The following is a 19085-nucleotide window of genomic DNA, read 5'->3' as shown; positions in this document are numbered from 1 at the left end:
GGAATTTATACAGTGTATCCGAATAGCTTGTTGCCATTAAAAGCAAAGAAGCACTGTAAACTGGATTCCGAACTAAAAATCTATAATCAGGAAATCAATAAAAGAAGAATTGGAATTGAGCATGTATTTGGCAGTTTGAAAACCTTCAAAATTCTTGCTGAGCGATATCGCAATCGAGGCAAAAGACTAGCATTGAGATTCAATCTAATTGCTGGAATTTATAACTTGGAGCTGAGTGAAAAATGACTTATGAAAGAAATCTAATCACACTCTTTAAATAAATATTATTACAAAAAAACTAATTCCTATAAAAAATGAATTTCATAAGTATTTCATTTAAAATAATTATCAATGTATTATTTTATATCCACTAGATTTAGATATTTTATAAATAATTAAAAGAAATAACCTCACTAAGCCTAAATACAAATTTAAATTTCATCTATATAGTAATATAATTTTTTAGACCCTTCAATTTTATAATAATTAATTTTAATTTCTCTAGAACTTTCCATATTACAAAGCTTACTTACAACTTCATCTCCTCCACCGTACATTGTAATTTCCTTATTTTCGATCAGAAAATTAAACGATGTAGGCTCTTCATAATTTCGATGAATTTTTTCCAACTTATATTTTAAGGTTAGATCTTTTATGTTAGAAAAATCAGTACTATTAAATGGAAAAACTCCCCTATTACACCCACCTAAAAAAAGCGCTTGTTTATTTTTCTCGTATAAATATGCTATTTTTTCGTCATCAGCATATACATGCGAGCTAATGAGCACTATAAATAACAATCTAAAAACACCAACAAAATTCATCATAGCTCAATTTATTTATTAAAAATAAAATACATAATTTTTTTAAAATCAAACCCACTAAATAAAATTAAAAAATCAATATCAACAAAAACCATTGCAAGAAAGTTTAAATAATTAAAAAATCAGAATAAAATTCCGCCTACAAAATTATTACTTCAAACATTAAAAATACAATTCCCCTGCACAAAAAAATATGAAAAAACCAAATATACGACATGCAATTCATTTAGAATAAATAAATTCATTCAAACTAGTTAAATAATGAAAATCACCTGCAATAATACTTGGCGATAGCACTCTAAGATCCATAACAACATAATATTTTAGCTCTGCATCATCTATAATTTTTTGATATTCTTCTAGCTTATCCATTTCATTTTTATCTAACTTGAAATGAATACTTTTTTTCATTTTCCCAGGTAATATTAGATTGTTTAATAAATCCTCATTTTTCTCTATCAAATTATATTTATTCAAACTAAATTTAAAAGATGCATTCAAACCATCCCTAATCACTAAATTTGATATTATTTTACTTCTTCTATTTTCATTACTCACCTCCCAATCATTAACCCCAGTGATTAATATATCTTGCCCAGATAAATTCTCAAATATCAATTCTAAAACATAATTAGATTCACTTTTTTTTATTTTAGTAATAATTTTAAATCCTATTTCCATTTTACTTTCACTGGAATTAATAAAATTTATTTTTTTTTCATTAAACCATTTTAAAACTTCCTGCCCATTACTGTCTTTTGAATTAAAAAGTATTGAAGAAACAGTATTCTCACCTGAAATTTCAAAAAATCTAAAATTTAGCTTCTTATCTTTACTACTTTTGACATCATATTTTTTATTAAGCAAGAAAATTTTTTTTCCATATTTGTCATAATCTTCAACCTCTTTTTCGGTTAAGCTTTTAACAATCAAACCGACTCCGTTTATTTTATTATTTTTACTACCTATTCTATCTACTGTAGAATTTTTCAAATAAAATTCTTTACCATTATTAGCCCAAAATTTTTCTATAAGAGGATTACCCCAATAATTTGGATATGTACTCGTGTAAAACTCTTGATTATTTTTCGCCATTGATACAGTACTCATAAATAAAATTGAAACCATTATAAATTTAAGATTTAACATCCCAATTAATCCCTGTTTCTTTTTCAAACCAATCTCGAATTTGATGCAGATAATATTCATGCATTTGTGGATTTTTAATTAAAGTTCCTTCACCCATTAAATTATTTTTTGAATTTCTTTTCCAAAAATCTGCAGGCTCTGCAATCTTAAGATCTATTTGATATGGTGGATTACTTGTAGCTAAAGTATATCTTTGATTTACTGCTCCCCCATAAGCAAAATACTCATCTGGCCAATTAAATAAATGACCAGATTCATGCGCATGTATATTATTCGACATCCAACTTGGCTCAAATTTCCAACATCCGAAGTCATATTGTTGAAAATCAGTTAATGAAGTTGAGTTTTCAATAAATTCATAAATTTGATAGTAATCAGTTACCTGTTTTTTCGATGCTTCGTATTCTGCTGTAGCATTTATAGACCAATTACTTGAATCCGCACGTGTACTTAATTTGTATATATTAACCTCATGACCATCTTGTGCTTCTACAACTTCCAACCAAACTGGAACTTTACACGTACATTTTGATTGAGCACAGTTTTTCGGATATAAATAAAAATTATTTTTATTTAAAATTTTCTCAATTTCAGATTTAGCTTTATTAAAGTCAAACCAATCTTTATATGGAATTTCTATATCCTCAAAAGAAAACATGGAATTTTGCAAATCTAAGCTAGAATCATATGGTAATTCTACTTCTATACCACTTTTATTAGTAACTATCTGGTTATTATTGTCAACTAAGACACGCTTTTTTCCTTTAAAAGATATCTTTGTTGTTACTGTTAAGAGGTTTTTAAGTGGATCAAACTTAATATCAAATGGTTGGCTTATCTCTGAATAATCATAAAATTTGACTTTATACCTCTTTGAATTTTCATAATAGTCAACATAACCATCTTCTAAAGTTTCATTTTTTTCTATACCTATTGATATTAAATTTCCGTTTTCATCCGTATCTACAATTTTCCCAGAAAGAGCTTCTGGTAGATAATCAACTATACTAATTGGTTTTAATAAAGATGAACAACTATTTCCATGTAATGCTGAATCATTCAACGCCGTGGATGACTCAGCATTAGATATATATTCGGTATTTGAATTTGATTGTTTTAACCTTATAGGACATTCGCTCACTGAATTTTCTTTGATTTTCAGTGCAGGTAAATTTACATTCAAAGTGGGAATCTTGTTCCCTCCCACAAACTTATGCTGCCCTGCCTTCACCTCAAACTTACCAGCCGTAGTAGGCAATACACCCGCACTACTAATCTCAATCTGACTACCACCAGCAACTAAAACAATTTTTTTGCTCGCTTTGATTTCAACTTTATCTTCTGTGGAAATAATTTGAATACCTTTTCGGGCAATCAGATCTGCCCCATCTCCTTGGGCTTGGATTTCAACTTTGCCTTTGCCTGCATAAGCTCGTAAGCCTTCTTGTGCTGCAAATAGACTGATCTTGCTTTGTGCATGGGCAATTAAGGATTTTTGACTGCTGAGGTTGATGCTATCCCCTGCACTTTGGCTGATCTGTCCATCTGCTGAAAGATGAACATCTTCCTGACTACTTACAGCAATTGAGTTTGGTGCAGATAAAATCATTAAGGCTTGTTTAAAGGCATCAGCTTTTTCTTTACTGCCTTTTTCGATTTGCCGAAGGAAGTTTTTTAAATTATCCAAGACTTCAAGTGGGTCAGTTTGTTGATTTTTCGCCACTTCACTTAAAGCTTTACTGCTGTTTAAGTTGGCTTCGATTTGATCTTTTGCAGCTTGTGCGTCGAGGTGCATTGCTGCTGCTTGTTGTTGTGGGTGTGTACTAACCAATAACCCTTGACCTGCACGCACCGCGCCCCATTGGTCGGTTCTCAGTTCAAAACCTTCGCCTCTTCCCTCACTTTCTGCGGTTTCTTTGGGATGACTGAGGTTCCCTAGGTTGAGCTGAGTGGCGCCATGGGTACTTTGTAATTGTGTTGAGATTTGTCCAGTCGTGTCATCAAAGCGTAGTTGTCCAAAGCCTTCACCTTGGACTTCCTTACTTTTTATTCCCGCTAGTTTTTTTGTGTCTGGCAGTTTGCCTTTACTATCAAATTGGGTCGGACTGCGCTGTGCTTCATGTATACGTCCCACCACAAATGGTCGGTCGATATTACCGTCAAAGAAATCGATGACCACGATTTCATTAATGCGTGGCAAGAAGCGTGCGCCATAGCCTTCACCGGCCCATGGAGTCAGTACATCTACCCATGCAGAGTCCGTGTCATTGTCATTGCTGCCTGCACCGCCATCATGGCTGTGGTCATCTCCACGGGTAAATAAGAAGCGGACTTTGATTCGTCCCCATTCATCGACATGTATTTCTTCACCACTTGGCCCGACAACTTTAGCGCGTTGCGGATGGGTGCTTGGACGGTGTTCGAGTGGATTATATGCAGGAACGGTCGCAATATTGCGGCGTTGCAATGTGAGCTGATTGGCCTGACGCTCGGCCTGTTCATGGATCGGTTTAATGTTCCAGTGGCTTTGTTCAATCAGTTGATTGACTTGTTCAGTAAGGTCTTTGGGTAAGTTATTTTGGTTATAGAATTTCTTTTCTGTGATTAAAAATTGTTTGTCTGCACCACTATGTTGATCAATTTCAGGGTGTTCATTCAGTTCAAACCAATAACCCACTTGGGTATCACGCACGGTCGATTGTGCATTGAATTTTTTTGATTGTAGCTCGTGATAGCGCGTTAGGTTTTGATTCAGTTTTTCAATTTGGCTATTGGATGAAGCGGTAGCTTGGTCTTCGCCTTTTAAGTCTTGCATCCATGCAGGGCTGACATGCCATGCTTGTTCCAAACTTAAACTGGCATTGTCTTGGCTTTGGCTATGCTGATGTTTGCTTTGAACTGAACCTGCGCCTTCTTCTTGGCTGAGTCCATCGGCTTGCCAGCGCTGTACGTGGACCGCAGTCGGCTGAATGCTGCGTTCACCGATCAAGCTGGTGATGCTATCTTGTTTTTCAGTGGCACTAGAGCGATGAAAGCGGATACTACGACGGCTGAGTGCTTGATATTGGCTATTGTCATCAATCAGGCGGAGTTTTTGTTTTTCAATTGGCGCTGAGGAATGTGACACTTTCAGCTGAGCTTCATCGATGAGCCAATTAATGCCTTCACTGCGCCAAAGTCGCGTTAAAAAATCATAATCGCTTTCATTCGACTGCATGATGAAAGGTCGTACATCATAGTTTTGGCTTAAACCGCTTAAATCAAGCATTAGACTGGATGCAAAGAGTGGGCTTTTGCTTTGCCATTCTTTAAAGAGAGTTTCACTGACATCGCGCACCGATTTGTTCATAAACACGCGGCTGTTGCGGCGCTTATGCCACAGTGAAGTTGCGTCTTCTAAACTGAGTTTATATAGGGTGAGTGAACCATCACTCTGCCCTTGGGCCGCCTCTGTAATAATACCCGTGGTACGGAAGAGTTCGCCCTGATCTGTCACTTGATCAACAGCAACTTGTACACCAATAAATTGTTTCAGCGGAATCAATGCATTGGTGGATAAGCAAATCAGGGTCGCTTGCAGGCCTTGGTTTAAGACATGCTCCCCATCAATACGTTGAATAAAAAGCTCGTCATTCAAAGCAGGATTGGAAAATTGCGCATGTATGGCACGCTTTTGAGCGGATAAGCCTAATTTTTCAAGTATAAGAGCAATCGAATTTAACATTTTAAAAGTCTGTTTTTTAAACTTTGTATAATTATGCAGCGAATGATATAGGCTAGCCATCAGACTTGACCAGCCTATTTTATTAATAAAAATGTAACATCTTAATAATTATTATTTTTTTACAATCTCTTAAATTAACCTTTCTGAACCAAATAATGGAATTCTTTATTTCCATTTTCATCAAGACATTCTTCTTGAAGCAAAAGCTCATGACCTAAATGCATACAAAATTTCGGAATATCCCAAGAGGTCGAATTATCTGTTGCAAAAACCTCAACAATATCGCCCGATTTTGATTTACGAATGGCTTGATGCAACATCATCACAGGCTCAGGGCAACGTAAGCCACGGGTGTTTAATTGAATTGATGGGGACACAGAAGGCTCAGACATTAGAAAACTCAGTATTAAAATCTAGGGCTATTTTAGCATAATCCTGACGACCGAATGTTAGCTTGAAAAATGCAGATGATAACGTCTTAAAATGACTTCATCGCTCATCATCTAGATCAACATTAACAATAGACAACTGTATTTTCTACGGTATGATAAAATCATCATTTATTAGATATTAAGAGTCTTTAGGAAAGATCATGCAAGAGGAATCCGGCCCGTCGTGGGGCATGCGCGGCTTACGTAAATGGCTGGGCACTGCACCAGAAACCCGTGACGAACTGTTGAAATTGGTACAAGATTCACGTCGCTTCTTAGAACCCGATACAGTTGCCATGCTCGAAGGGGTACTCGACTTACCTGCAACTAAAATCCGCGAGGTCATGACCCCCCGTACTGCGATGATCAGCTTACAAGAAGATGATGAGCTATTAGATATTTTGCATGTACTTGTTGAATCTGCACACTCACGTTTCCCAGTCTTTTCCTCAGACCAGCCAGACAATGTTGTCGGTATTTTGTTGGCCAAAGATTTGTTGCCATTTTTGACAGAACCGACCACCAAAGTCGATATTCGTGCATTAATGCGTCAACCCTTATTTGTACCCGAGAGCGCGCGTTCTGACCAAGTTTTACGTATGTTAAAAAATACCCAAACCCATATCGCTGTTGTGATTGATGAATATGGCACAACTTCAGGCTTAGTCACTTTAGAGGACATTCTTGAAGAAATTGTGGGTGAAATTGAAGATGAACACGACAAAGTCGATGAAGAAGCTCAATTTATCATTCCAGATGAAGACCCGTTAAGTGCAAATACATGGTTGGTTCAAGCACTTACACCAATTGAACACTTTAACAATCTTTTAGATGCTGATTTTTCAGATGATGAAGTAGAAACTGTGGGCGGCTTACTGCTACAAGAAATGGGCTTGGTCAGTGATTTACAAGGTCAAGTGATTGAACTTGAAAACTGGGAATTTACCATTTTGGAGGCAGATGCACGTACTATTCATCTGATCCGAGCTGTCCGTAAATGAGAACCTACTTTGATAAGCTGCTAAACCACTCAGAACAAAAAAAACAGCTACCTTTCATCTATCCTTTGCTGATTGCATTATTTTCAGGTGCCATCTTCAGCTTGTCGCTGGCACCTTATCATTATTGGTGGTTGGCAATTTTATCTCCAGCCCTGCTGTATGCTTGCTTAAGTCAGCGTGCCCCTAAACAATCGTTTTTCATTGGTCTAGCTTATGGCTTTGGCTTATGGTTTGTCGGGGCTTTTTGGCTGTATACCTCGATCCATGTCTATGGTGATACCAATTCAGCACTCAGTGTTTTGATGATTGCCATTATGGCGATTGTGATGGGCCTGTTTACCGCAGTTCAGAGTTGGCTCTACCGCCGCTTCTTTCCAGAAACACCTCTGACCTTTGCGCCACTGTGGGTGTTTTTCGAATGGAGTAAAACTTGGGTCTTTACCGGTTTTCCATGGCTGTTTGCAGGTTATACCTTTACTGAACGATTCCTCGATGGCTATGCGCCATTATTCGGGATCTTTGGGGTATCTTTTGCGGTCATTGTATTGGCCTGTGCCTTGGTTGAAATCCTACGTAAACGCATCTTTTGGATTGTTCCCTCTGTCCTTGTTTTGCTCGGTGCATGGGGTGCAGCACAACTGCAATTTGTTCAGCCTAAAAATGAAAAACCGCTGAGTGTTTCCTTAATTCAAGGCAATATTCCACAAGATTTAAAATGGTTAACAGAATACCAAGCTCAAACCTTAATGAAATATGCGTCATTAAGTCGGACCGAATGGGGGCGTGATGTCATTGTTTGGCCAGAATCCTCCATTCCAATGTTCCAAACCGATATTGAGCCGTTTTTAGATGCGATGAAAGTCCAAGCCAATAAAACAGGCACGGCTTGGGTGACAGGTATTCCCTATTGGGACTTGACAGAATCACAGCAAAACCAACACCCTATGTATTACAACACCATCATGGCAACTGGTGATGAATCTTCAGGTCTATACAAGAAGCAACGTCTAGTCCCCTTTGGTGAATACATTCCGCTTTCAGGGATGTTAAGTTGGGTACTGCCAGCCTTACAAAATGACCCGTCGATGAGTGGTTTTTCACGTGGTGCAAACAACCAAAAACCTTTGAATGTTAAAGGTCATGATTTAGGTGCGGCGATTTGCTATGAAGTGGCTTATCCCAACTTAACGCGCCGTAATGCCAGTCAAAGTGACTATCTCGTGACCATTTCCAATGACGCGTGGTTTACTGGAACAGCGAGCCCGCATCAGCACCTACAAATGGTTCAAATGCGTGCCAAAGAAAATGGCCGTTGGTTTATCCGTGCAACCAATACAGGGATTACCGCCTTTATTGATCATAATGGCCACATTGTGAAACAGGCACCGATGGATAAAGATGCAGTACTGCGTGGTGATTTACCTGCCATGCAAGGCGAAACACTTTACACTCGCTTAAGTGATTGGCCTGTGTTGATTTTCTCATTCTTGTTATTGGTTCTCGGTTGGATTTATCGCCCGCGTAAAGTTGATATTTCTTTTAAATCACGCCGTTGATTCCGCTACAAAAGATCAAAAAACCGAGCCAAAGCTCGGTTTTTTATTGATAAACTTTCAGGGTGCCAGTTCACCCTACTTTTTCAAAGTAACTTGGTGCCTAGGGGAATCTCTGCATCAGGCACACAAAGAGCAACATGCCCCTCTGCATTATGAAAACCTGTGACCAAACACTCTGACTGGATCGGACCAATTTGTTTTTTTGGAAAATTCACGACGGCAACGACCAATTTTCCCAATAGATTTTCCGGCTGATATAGTTGTGTAATTTGTGCACTGGACTTTTTAATGCCCAGTTCCTCTCCAAAATCCACATAAAGAATGTACGCAGGTTTACGTGCTTGCTCAAAGACTTCCGCCTGTACAATTTTCCCCACACGTAATTCAACTTTCAAAAAATCTTGCCAATCGATCTGTTGCATCTTTTCCTCTTGCTTTTCTTTGTTGTACTTCATCTGACTATCTATGCATTATAAAAATTTCATTCAGGCTGACGATATGTGAAGCAGACATTCGATGCGTCAAAACGGACAAAGCAAGGTCTTCTTAGAAAACGTATCAAATTGATGTACGCTTTGATGTAGGCTAACTGTTCATTTGCACGGGACATAAAAAAACTGGAGCAAGCTCCAGTTTGGAAGGTTTGATTGTGGTTTATAACTTCGTTACTAAATAGGAAAGCATGGCAGCTAAAGACACCATTGGAATATATCGATAAAGACGAACAACCATTTGTTCGATGGCAGATGCATGTTCTTGTTTTAAATTTGCCACAGTCGCTTTTAATGCAGACCAAAAACTTAAAGCCAGTAATGAACTCATTAAGCTCATGGCAAAGAAGCCCACCATAATTTGGCTACTGCCCTCAGTGCTTTGCCATAAATACACAATGCCTTGACTGATCGGCAGAATACTTAAAATCAAAAGAACAGATTTCAGCATAGACCAATGAAATTGGTTAATTTCATCCGTTAATAATAATGCTTTCATACTATCCTCCATGGCTAAAAAAGTACCATAAAAGATATTATGCTCGGTTTTATTTAAATGAAAAGCCTATATTTATTCATATTTTACGATTATTGTAATCAATAAAATTGGGAATAATTCTTATTATAAATATCACATATTTTATATTATGTTATTTAAAGTAAATTCAACAACTTAATATTAATTTTATAATTAAGATTTATTATCACTTCACTCAATATTGAAACATCCTATTAAGTGAAGTGATTAATTCCATTAAAACTGAATTTATAATTATTCTCAGTTAGTGTTTATAGTAAATATCGGCATCATTTTCTTCACCGCCAGACTGACCATCCGCACCAAATGAATAAAGATCATAAGGACGGCCTTCAGAACCGGGAATCACATATTGAATGTCATTGTCCCAACTGTCTTTTGGATATTGCCCATTTAAGTATCCATCTGGTAACCAATTTTTTGCAGATTCTGGCTTAGTGATTAAGGCATTTAAACCACCATCTTGCATCGATGGATATTTACCATTATCAATTTTGTATTGCTTTAGTGCACCTGCCACAGTTTTTAAGGTAATCGCCGTAGTATCGACTTTGGCTTTTTCACCACGGCCCATCACGTTCGGTACAATCAGCGCAGCCAAAACACCTAAAATGACAATGACCACCATCACTTCAATTAAAGTAAAACCTTGTTGCTTCATATTTTTTGTCTTCACTTGCATGTTACAAATCTCTGTTCACATCATTGTTCGAATGTCTTAAATCATATTATTCATATTCACGATTGGCAGCATCACAGCAATCACGATCACCAGTACAATGCTCGCCATAAATACCAACATCAGCGGTTCAAGCAACGCCAATAAAGTTGAAATTAAAGTCGTCACTTCTCGGTCTTGCATCGTCGACGCACGTTCTAGCATCCGATCTAATTCGCCTGAACTTTCACCACTTTTGATCATTTGTACCATCATCGGTGGGAAATAACCACTTCGCTCAAGCTGTGTTGCTAAATTACCACCTTCTGTTACTTTCTCTGCCGCAAGGTTGACCGAATCTCGAATCACCCAATTATTACTGACCGCTGCGCCAATTTTTAAAGCATCGACCAAAGGCACGCCAGACTTGGTTAAAATCGACAAGGTACTGGCAAAACGAGCGGCATTAATGCCTTTAGACAGTTTGGAAAATAATGGTAATTTCAAGGTCAATCGGTCAAAGGCATAATGTCCCGCCGCTGTTCTGAGGAATCGAACCAAGAGAAAAATCGAAACTACGCTACCGACCAATAAAAATGGCCAGGCCATTCGAATAAAATCACTGGCTTTCATTAAAGCGACCGTTATCCACGGCAAGGCATCTTTGCTTTGGTCAAAGGTTTTGACAATATCTGGGACCACATAGGTCATGAGTCCCATCACAATACCGAAAGACATTAACATCAGGATGATGGGATAAATCATCGCACCCTGCACTTTTTTTTGCATGGCGAAGCGGTTTTCGGTGTAATCAGCAAGTTGGTCGAGAATGAGATCGAGATGACCTGAACGCTCACCTGCTGCAATCGTGGCAATATACAGTTCAGGAAAGCGTCCCGCTTGTTGTAGTGCGTTGGCTAAAGAATGCCCTTCCAAAACTTTAGAACGCACCGACATCAACAGGTTTTGTACATGGGCTTTTTCGTTTTGTTTTCCCACAGCACGAATCGCTTCTTCTAATGGAATCGCAGCGGCAACCAAAACTGAAAGTTGGCGAGTCAATAAAGCCAAGTCATAGGCATTCAGCCCTTTTTGAAACCAGCGCTGCTGCGCGTGTTTGTCTTTTTGCTCTATCGGATCGACAGCAACTGGAATGAGTGACTGATCTCTGAGCTGTTGACGAATTTGACGCGCAGAATCACCCTCAAGTACACCCTTCTGCTGCTTCCCTGAAGCGTCTATGGCAGTAAACTGATATGCAGGCATTGTAATGCTCTAATTTTCCAAAATTTCTATCAGCGCAGTTGCGTCTGACCATCAAAATCATTCATATTCTTAGATATAAAATATGAGCTCACTCTAACACAACTCCTTTACGATCACGACGAAATTTAATCAGGAACTTATCCACGTTTTATGGCAAATTCAGCGAGCATTGCAACACCTATTTACCGCGTTCGAGTCGCCGTTCCGGTATATTTATACGACTGCTTCGATTACAGCTTAAACCAAGAGCAATACCAACAAGCTGAAGTAGGTGCACGCGTTGCTGTATCTTTTGGTCGGCAAAATTTGACCGGTATCATCGTGGAAAAAATTGCTCCCGATGCACCACTCGATTCAAGATTTAAACTCAAGGCCATTACCGAACTTCTTGATGATCGTGCCATTTTAGATGAGAAAGTTTTAAATTTATTGACATGGTCTGCACAGTATTACCAATTTCCGATTGGTGAAGTGATGCAAAGTGCCCTTCCGACGCTGTTACGCCAAGGAAAGCCCTATAATTTATTGGCACGGACATGGAATCTGATTGACCATAATGCTGAAGCCAAAATTAAACGTTCAGAGCGTCAACAAGAGGCGTATAAAATACTAAAATTACATCCCACAGGCACAGGTGAAAATCTTTTAAATTTGTCAGGTGTGGAAACCGCGACACTCAAAGCATTAGAGAAAAAAGGCATCTGCCAATGTGTCTTGGCGGAACAGGACTTTAGCCCGATGCCCATGAGCATGGCGCAAATGCCACTCACTGCAAATCCTGAGCAAAAGAAAGCCATTGATCGGGTGTTAAAGGCGCGTAATCAATATCAGGCATTTTTACTTGATGGTCTGACCGGCAGCGGTAAAACCGAAGTCTATTTACAAATCATGCAAGAGGTTCTTAAGCAAGGCAAACAGGTCTTGGTTTTGGTACCTGAAATTGGACTCACCCCACAGACCATTAGCCGTTTCCAATCACGTTTTCATTGCAATATTGCTCTACTACATTCGGGTTTGAACGATTCAAAACGTATGCAAGCTTGGCAAGCTGCGCAAACGGGCAAGGCGTCAATTATCTTAGGCACGCGTTCTGCAATTTATACCCCACTGCCGAATCTAGGTTTAATTGTGATTGATGAAGAGCATGATCTGTCCTTTAAACAACAAGAAGGCTTTCGCTATCACGCTCGGGATGTCGCACTTTACCGTGGGCATCTGGAACAATGCCCTGTAATTTTAGGTTCTGCCACGCCTAGTATCGAGTGCTATGCACTGGCGAAACAAGGCAAAATGACCGTACTGGAATTGAACCAACGTGCGGGCACCGCGGTCATGCCGAAAATGCACATCCTTGATTTGAAAGTGGCACAGAAACAGCATGGAATCAGCCAACTTTTGATTGGTGAAATCCGTAAACGGCTTGAAAAAAAAGAGCAAGTATTGGTGTTTTTAAACCGCCGGGGTTATGCACCTGTACTGATTTGTGAAAGTTGTGCATGGCAAGCTAAATGCCCACATTGCGATGCCAATTTCACGGTACACCGCACACCCTATCAACACCTACATTGTCACCACTGCGGCACCATTCACCGTATGCCAGAGCATTGTCCACAGTGTAATCACCAAGAACTGAAATCCGTGGGTATGGGTACAGCGAAGGTTGAAGAAAGCCTAAATGAGCTATTTCCGCAGCATGACGTTATACGGGTCGATCGTGATTCCACCAGTCGGGTCGGCAGTTGGCAAAAAATCTATGACAAGATTCAAAAAAGCGAACCTGCCATTTTACTCGGTACACAAATGCTGGCCAAAGGACATCATTTCCCTTACGTCACCTTGGTGGCGATTTTAGATATCGATTCAGGTCTACTGAGTGTGGACTTCCGTGCCATCGAGCGTACTGCACAGCTCATTGTACAAGTCACTGGGCGTGCCGGCCGTGGTGAACGTAAAGGCGATGTGTTTTTACAAACCCTAAGACCCGACCATCCGCTTTTGAATATCTTGGTCAATGAGGACTATCGAAAATTTGCCAAAGAAACCATGAAAGAACGGGAAATGGCACAAATGCCACCGTTTCGCTATGCCGCATTGGTGCGCTGTGAGTCCAAAAACCAAGAACTCAATACTGAATTTTTACAGCAACATGCCCAATTGCTGCGTCAGGACTCTGCTGGAATTATTGACATTTGGGGGCCGATTCCTGCCCCGATGGAGCGCAAAGCGGGACGTTATCAATCCCACATGGTTTTACTGTCTACAGATCGTGCGCGCTTACATTATTATCTGCGTTATTGGTGGCAAAACATCTTGCATAACAAGCCATCAAATATGAAATTGAGCCTCGATATAGACCCACAGGAACTCAGTTAAACGCGTACAATTCAGTCTGAAAATATCAGTCATACTGAATTGCAACTTTCGACCAAAAACACAACTCTAGGACGAGTAAATGTCACTACTGTTACAGATCACAATTTTCCTTGGCGCATCCTTATTGCTTGTCCCTTTGCTCAAGCGCTTTGGTATTGCAACGGTATTGGGATATCTGTTCACTGGTATTTTGCTCGGCCCCGATGTCTTTAACATTGCCGGTGATCCCCAAGCGATCCAAGATCTCGCTGAGTTTGGCGTGATCTTACTGATGTTCCTGATCGGCCTCGAACTCCGTCCACAGCGTCTATGGAGTATGCGTAGTTCTATTTTCGGCATGGGGAGTTTACAAGTCGGTCTGACCGGTCTGCTTTTAGCGCTAGGCAGTTTTTTTGCATTACAACAAGGCATTGCAGCCAGTATCGTTATCGGTTTCGCTCTGGCACTCTCCTCTACTGCCTTTGTCTTGCAGATGCTGAGTGAAAAACAGCAATTAAACACCACCTATGGGCAACAATCCTTTTCGATTTTGCTGTTTCAAGATATGGCCGCAATTCCCCTGATTGCAGTCATCCCCCTGCTCGCAGGAACAGAATCATCACATCACGGAATCGCCTATTTCGCTGCAATCATTGCAACTTTTTCAGGCTTATTTTTATTTAGTCGATACTTAATGCGGCCTTTTTTCCGTTTCGTCGCGAAAAGTGGCGCGCATGAACTGATCACTGCTGTTGGCTTATTTATTGTGCTGGGTGTCGTGGTGTTGATGGATGTACTGGGCATCAGTACCACACTCGGAGCATTTCTGACGGGCGTGCTATTGGCAGACTCGGAATTCCGCCATGAACTCGAAGCAAGTATTGCTCCATTTAAAGGGCTTTTACTTGGTCTGTTCTTTATGACCGTGGGCATGACCACGGAACTGTCATTATTCGTTGAAATGCCATGGTTCATTATCGGTGGTGCGTTGGCACTGATGCTCATCAAAATGGCTTCACTTACCGCGATTGCGCGTTATCTTAAAAATTCATGGCGCAACAGTATTTTACTGGCGACCTGTTTGGCTCAAGGCGGTGAATTTGCCTTTGTAGTCTTTAGTGTGGCGAAAAGTGAAAATGTCGTACAGCAAGCCATTTTGGAGCCATTAACCCTCATCGTCACTTTGTCGATGGTGTTGACCCCTATGTTGTACTGGTTAATACAATCACAAATTTTGCCGCGTTTTAATCCAAAAACCATCCCCGAATATGACGACATTCCGGATGAACATAATCCTGTGATTATTGCGGGCTTTGGACGTTTTGGACAAATCATTGCTCGTGTGGCGCATTTACAGCATTTGTCTTTTACCGCCATTGATAGCAACTTAGACAAAGTCGATTTCGTACGTAATTATGGTGGTCATCTATATTATGGCGATGCCACACAACCAGATATTTTACGCGCTGCGGGCATTGAACATGCCAAAGTGTTCGTCCTTGCCATAGATGATATTGAAGACTCGATGAACGTGGCGCGTCATATTCGCCTGAATTACCCTCAGTTAAAATTATTGGTCCGTGCGCGTGACCGTCATCAGGTGCATCTGCTGCGTGATTTGGGGATTGAGCATATTTGGCGTGAAACCTATTTATCGTCTTTAGGAATGGCCTATCACATGCTGTGCGACTTAGGCATCAGCGATGAAGATGCCTATAAAAGTATCGAATTGTTCCGTGATTATGATGAAAAACTGCTGACTCAACAGCAGCAAATCTATACCGATGAACAAAAAATTTATGAAACGCATCGTAACGCTTTAGCTGAACTGGAACATTTGTTTGAAAGCGATGCGCAAGCCCTTGAAAAACCTACAGGTGTTGATTTACAACGCAGTCTACAACGTCATCGTATTGATGTCACAAGAGATGATAATGAATGACTTGTGTTTTACAATATCGTCACCATTAAAGCAGGGTTATGGAGAATTTTATGTCAGATTTACGCCAACGCTTTTTTATTGAAGATAGCCCTGTTCGTGGAGAAGTGGTTCATCTTGAAGAAGCTCTACAAACGATTCTTGCACAGCGTGACTATGCACCTGCTGTACAAATTCTCTTGGGTGAAATGCTCAGCGCGACTGCCTTGTTGGCCAGCACCTTAAAAATTAAAGGTCGTATTAGCTTACAAATTCAGGCTGCAGGCACTTTTAAATGGGCAATGGCGGAATGTAATCATCTCGGTGAAGTTCGCGCACTTGCAGATTATGAAGAAGACCCGCACTTTCAAACCGCTGAAGACAGCAGCACGGTACTCAAAGCCTTGGTAAACCCAGTACTTTTCATTAATATCGAGCCTGAATTTGGTGAGCGTTATCAAGGGATTGTACCTTTAGACAAACCGACTTTAGCGGGTTGCTTGATGCAATATTATGATCTATCTGCACAGATCCCGACACGCATCGTCTTAGCAAGCAGCAACAGCCGTTCAGGTGGTTTACTGATCCAGTTATTGCCGCGTAACAGCGAAGAAGAACAACGCCGAGTTGATGAAGATCTATGGCCACGTTTAACCATGCTGACCGAGACATTAAAAGCAGAAGAGTTAACGTCTTTATCTGCAAACGAAATTTTATATCGTTTATATAACGAAGAAGAAGTTCGTCTACCTGAAACTGAAGCCTTAAAATTTGGCTGCACATGTTCAAAAGAACGCTGTGCGACAGCACTTGAACAAATTGGTGTTGCTGCAGTTCGTGAAACTCTAGAGTTTCAAAACCCAATTGAAATGGACTGCCAATTCTGTAATACAAAATATACTTTTACGGCAGAAGAAGCTCTATCCCTTTTTGGTCAACACCTCAGCTAAATCATTGCATGATTAAAAGCCTAAATCTAAGCATCCCTCGGGGTGCTTTTTTGTTGTCCCCGCAAAATTTAGACCTACTACTTTCTTCCGCTTAGTCGAATGGTTGCGAACTTTAGAACCTCAATATGATCAGCTGTATTTGCGATCAATTTTTTTTAGAGTAGAATCGCGCCAGAAATAAAGTCAAAAAAACCAAAAAAGCTTTATTTTTTAATAGAAAAATAATGTAAAAAACTGGATAAAATATGAAACTCAAAACACTCGCTATTGCTTTAGCCATGTTCTGCTTTGGCCCAATGACAGCACATGCAGCAGACCTCGTCGGGACATGGAAAACCATAGATGACAAAACAGGCTATGCTCGTGCTGAAGTCCAAATCACCAAATTAAAAGACGGCAGCTATAGCGGTAAAATCACCAAAGTGCATGCCATCCCCAACCGCCCTGTCACCACGATTTGTGAAAAATGCGAAGGTAAACTCAAAAATGCCCCCTTAATTGGTTTACCGATATTCTCTGGCTTTAAACATAATGCAAAAGAGAATGCCTATACCGATGGCAAGGTGATCGACCCACTTTCAGGCAATACCTATCAAGGTAAAGGGCAATTGAATGCGCGCGGCAATGTCCTGACACTTCGAGGTTATGTTGGAACCACGCTTCTCGGCCGGACGGTATCTTGGATCCGCGTCAACTAAAGTCGCCATTTGGCTTTCATTGGCATGATGAACTCAACTCCAGACGAGTTCATCATGCCGATAATAATCTACTTTGAGATGAATTCCGACTATTTTACTAGTGCGTAGACGTTCAGCATAAACCTCATTTAGCGCCAACTCGTTCATGTTTTGGCTCAAAATATAAATACCAATTCTTAAAAAATCACTAGAATATTCATATTATTTCAGGCTACATTAAACCCATAATATTTTTATGCCTTTAAGTTTTAGGCATCCGCTTTTTGTGTAATGTGGGTAATTATATGGCTGTTAAATTCCTCCCTTCTATCCTGTTCGGCATGTTCTCCATCTGCAGTTTATCCTCTGCTTTTGCAGCGATTGACCCCTTAGTGGGGACATGGAAAACCATTGATGATCGAACAGGATATTCCCTTGCCGATGTGGTGATTCGCAAAGATAAGCATGACCTGTATTCGGCCACCATTATCCAAAGCCGAAGCGTACCCGGAACAGCAAATGTTTCGACATGCACGCAATGCACCGGTGCTCAGAAAAATAAACCCATGGTCGGTTTAACCACTTTAAGCGGCTTAAGCGCTGATCCAGAAAAGCCCAATGAATTTGTGGGTGGAGTGATGCTCGATCCCAAATCAGGCAAGCACTACAATGCACGCGCTCGTTTGATGAATAATGGCAAGCATTTGATCATCAATGGTCGTACTGAAGGCTCTGCAATTGGACGCAATGTCACTTGGGTCAAAAACTAAGCACGAGGCCTTTAAATCATTAAAGGCCTTTTTTAACTTAAAAATTAGAGTAAAAACTCCATATTAAAGCAGTGTTTTAAAAAAATCTGCCAAATACATCACAAACCATCACATTGATTTTGTAGGGCTTTATATATAAATTAGGCAACTTACTCTAAAAACACAATTCTGAATTTTCAGGGGATGAAATGAAAAAAATATATCAACAATTATTTGCCGGAATACTACTTAGCACTTTGTCAGGATTGTCAATCGCTGCGGAAACCGATCCGCTAGTGGGTAAGTGGAAAACTGTCGATGACCGCACCGGATATTCACGTGCAGACGTTGAAATTCGCAAAAAAGCCGATGGAAGCTATGAAGGCATCATTGTCACCACACGCAATGTCCCTGGCACTGAAAAAATGGGCGTCTGCTCGAACTGCCCAGGTGAATTGAAAAATAAACCTTTTATCGGCTTGCCATTTATTTGGGACTTTAAACAAGATCCAAAAAATCCACGTGAATTCCAAAACGGTAAAGTTCTGGACCCGATTGGTGGAAAAATCTATAAAGGCAAAGCAAGACTTAGTGCTTCAGGAAAACATTTAACTATACGTGGGTATGTTGGTGTATCTGTGATTGGTCGTAGTGTCACTTGGATAAAATATTAATTTTAAATGTGTTTTTAAAAGCCTCCTCGTGAGGCTTTTTTATTGTCATGTTTTGAAACAATATGCTGCAGTTTGCCCCTATGACAGTTTGATGAACCCTTCTATATTGATTAAAACATGATTAATA

Annotated in this window: 16 protein-coding genes and 1 pseudogene; 9 read left to right on the top strand and 8 right to left on the bottom strand. The window is 39.9% G+C overall.

Translation table 11 applies throughout. From position 1 onward, the window contains the following. A partial coding sequence (locus tag FTV38_RS12195; RefSeq protein ID WP_180022472.1) for a transposase family protein occupies positions 1-246 on the top strand: 246 nt, incomplete at its 5' end. Between the two features lie 185 nt (positions 247-431). Here the strand turns inward: FTV38_RS12195 and FTV38_RS12190 are convergent. The 4 genes and pseudogenes from FTV38_RS12190 to tusA all read right to left on the bottom strand — a co-directional run bounded on the left by FTV38_RS12190 (position 432) and on the right by tusA (position 6089). Next, positions 432-824: a hypothetical protein gene (locus tag FTV38_RS12190; RefSeq protein WP_180022608.1), complete on the bottom strand. Its 393-nt coding sequence runs from the start codon at positions 822-824 to the stop codon at positions 432-434. 222 nt (positions 825-1046) lie between these two features. Continuing rightward, on the bottom strand, positions 1047-1919 hold the full coding sequence (locus tag FTV38_RS12185) for a hypothetical protein (RefSeq protein ID WP_180022607.1): 873 nt from the start codon (positions 1917-1919) through the stop codon (positions 1047-1049). A gap of 1213 nt (positions 1920-3132) precedes the next feature. Beyond that, positions 3133-5697: pseudogene (locus FTV38_RS12180) on the bottom strand (type VI secretion system Vgr family protein); the annotation flags it as partial. Between the two features lie 134 nt (positions 5698-5831). Further along, complete coding sequence (tusA, locus tag FTV38_RS12175) at positions 5832-6089, bottom strand: sulfurtransferase TusA (RefSeq protein ID WP_180022606.1); 258 nt, start codon at positions 6087-6089, stop codon at positions 5832-5834. 200 nt (positions 6090-6289) lie between these two features. On the opposite strand from tusA, the gene FTV38_RS12170 reads away from it, so the two are divergent. Both FTV38_RS12170 and lnt read left to right on the top strand, forming a co-directional pair. Then, complete coding sequence (locus FTV38_RS12170; RefSeq protein ID WP_078189781.1) at positions 6290-7129, top strand: HlyC/CorC family transporter; 840 nt, start codon at positions 6290-6292, stop codon at positions 7127-7129. Continuing rightward, positions 7126-8685, top strand: coding sequence for an apolipoprotein N-acyltransferase (gene lnt, locus FTV38_RS12165; RefSeq protein ID WP_180022605.1), 1560 nt, complete (start codon positions 7126-7128; stop codon positions 8683-8685). The genes FTV38_RS12170 and lnt overlap by 4 nt, the downstream gene beginning before the upstream one ends. Positions 8686-8768: 83 nt before the next feature. On the opposite strand, the gene FTV38_RS12160 is transcribed toward lnt, so the two are convergent. The 4 genes from FTV38_RS12160 to gspF all read right to left on the bottom strand — a co-directional run bounded on the left by FTV38_RS12160 (position 8769) and on the right by gspF (position 11638). Continuing rightward, a complete protein-coding gene (locus FTV38_RS12160) occupies positions 8769-9107 on the bottom strand; it encodes a tRNA-binding protein (protein WP_180007254.1) in 339 nt (112 codons plus the stop codon). A 232-nt stretch (positions 9108-9339) separates the two neighbouring features. Continuing rightward, positions 9340-9675 (bottom strand): hypothetical protein, encoded by a 336-nt coding sequence (locus FTV38_RS12155; protein ID WP_180022604.1) that lies wholly within the window; start codon positions 9673-9675, stop codon positions 9340-9342. Between the two features lie 283 nt (positions 9676-9958). Next, positions 9959-10396: a type II secretion system major pseudopilin GspG gene (gene gspG, locus FTV38_RS12150; protein ID WP_180022603.1), complete on the bottom strand. Its 438-nt coding sequence runs from the start codon at positions 10394-10396 to the stop codon at positions 9959-9961. 36 nt (positions 10397-10432) lie between these two features. After that, on the bottom strand, positions 10433-11638 hold the full coding sequence (gspF, locus tag FTV38_RS12145; RefSeq protein WP_078189785.1) for a type II secretion system inner membrane protein GspF: 1206 nt from the start codon (positions 11636-11638) through the stop codon (positions 10433-10435). A gap of 150 nt (positions 11639-11788) precedes the next feature. Here gspF and FTV38_RS12140 point away from each other — a divergent pair, with 150 nt between their 5' ends. The 6 genes from FTV38_RS12140 to FTV38_RS12115 all read left to right on the top strand — a co-directional run bounded on the left by FTV38_RS12140 (position 11789) and on the right by FTV38_RS12115 (position 18958). After that, positions 11789-14011 carry a primosomal protein N' gene (locus FTV38_RS12140; protein ID WP_180022602.1) on the top strand — a complete coding sequence of 741 codons (2223 nt, stop codon included), beginning with the start codon at positions 11789-11791 and terminating at the stop codon, positions 14009-14011. 79 nt (positions 14012-14090) lie between these two features. Next, positions 14091-15932, top strand: coding sequence for a monovalent cation:proton antiporter-2 (CPA2) family protein (locus FTV38_RS12135; protein ID WP_180002891.1), 1842 nt, complete (start codon positions 14091-14093; stop codon positions 15930-15932). Positions 15933-15982: 50 nt separating this feature from the next. Continuing rightward, on the top strand, positions 15983-16858 hold the full coding sequence (gene hslO, locus FTV38_RS12130) for an Hsp33 family molecular chaperone HslO (protein ID WP_078189788.1): 876 nt from the start codon (positions 15983-15985) through the stop codon (positions 16856-16858). 245 nt (positions 16859-17103) lie between these two features. Beyond that, positions 17104-17556: a DUF2147 domain-containing protein gene (locus FTV38_RS12125; protein ID WP_373683024.1), complete on the top strand. Its 453-nt coding sequence runs from the start codon at positions 17104-17106 to the stop codon at positions 17554-17556. 284 nt (positions 17557-17840) lie between these two features. Continuing rightward, on the top strand, positions 17841-18305 hold the full coding sequence (locus FTV38_RS12120; protein WP_168377964.1) for a DUF2147 domain-containing protein: 465 nt from the start codon (positions 17841-17843) through the stop codon (positions 18303-18305). Positions 18306-18493: 188 nt separating this feature from the next. Continuing rightward, positions 18494-18958 carry a DUF2147 domain-containing protein gene (locus FTV38_RS12115; RefSeq protein ID WP_078192815.1) on the top strand — a complete coding sequence of 155 codons (465 nt, stop codon included), beginning with the start codon at positions 18494-18496 and terminating at the stop codon, positions 18956-18958. Positions 18959-19085: the final 127 nt, after the last annotated feature.

It is taken from the genome of Acinetobacter sp. YH16044 (genome assembly GCF_013417145.1).
Taxonomy (GTDB): Bacteria; Pseudomonadota; Gammaproteobacteria; order Pseudomonadales; family Moraxellaceae; genus Acinetobacter; species Acinetobacter amyesii.
Note: the sequence above shows the minus strand (reverse complement) of the source record. Positions and strands in the feature narration are given on the sequence as shown.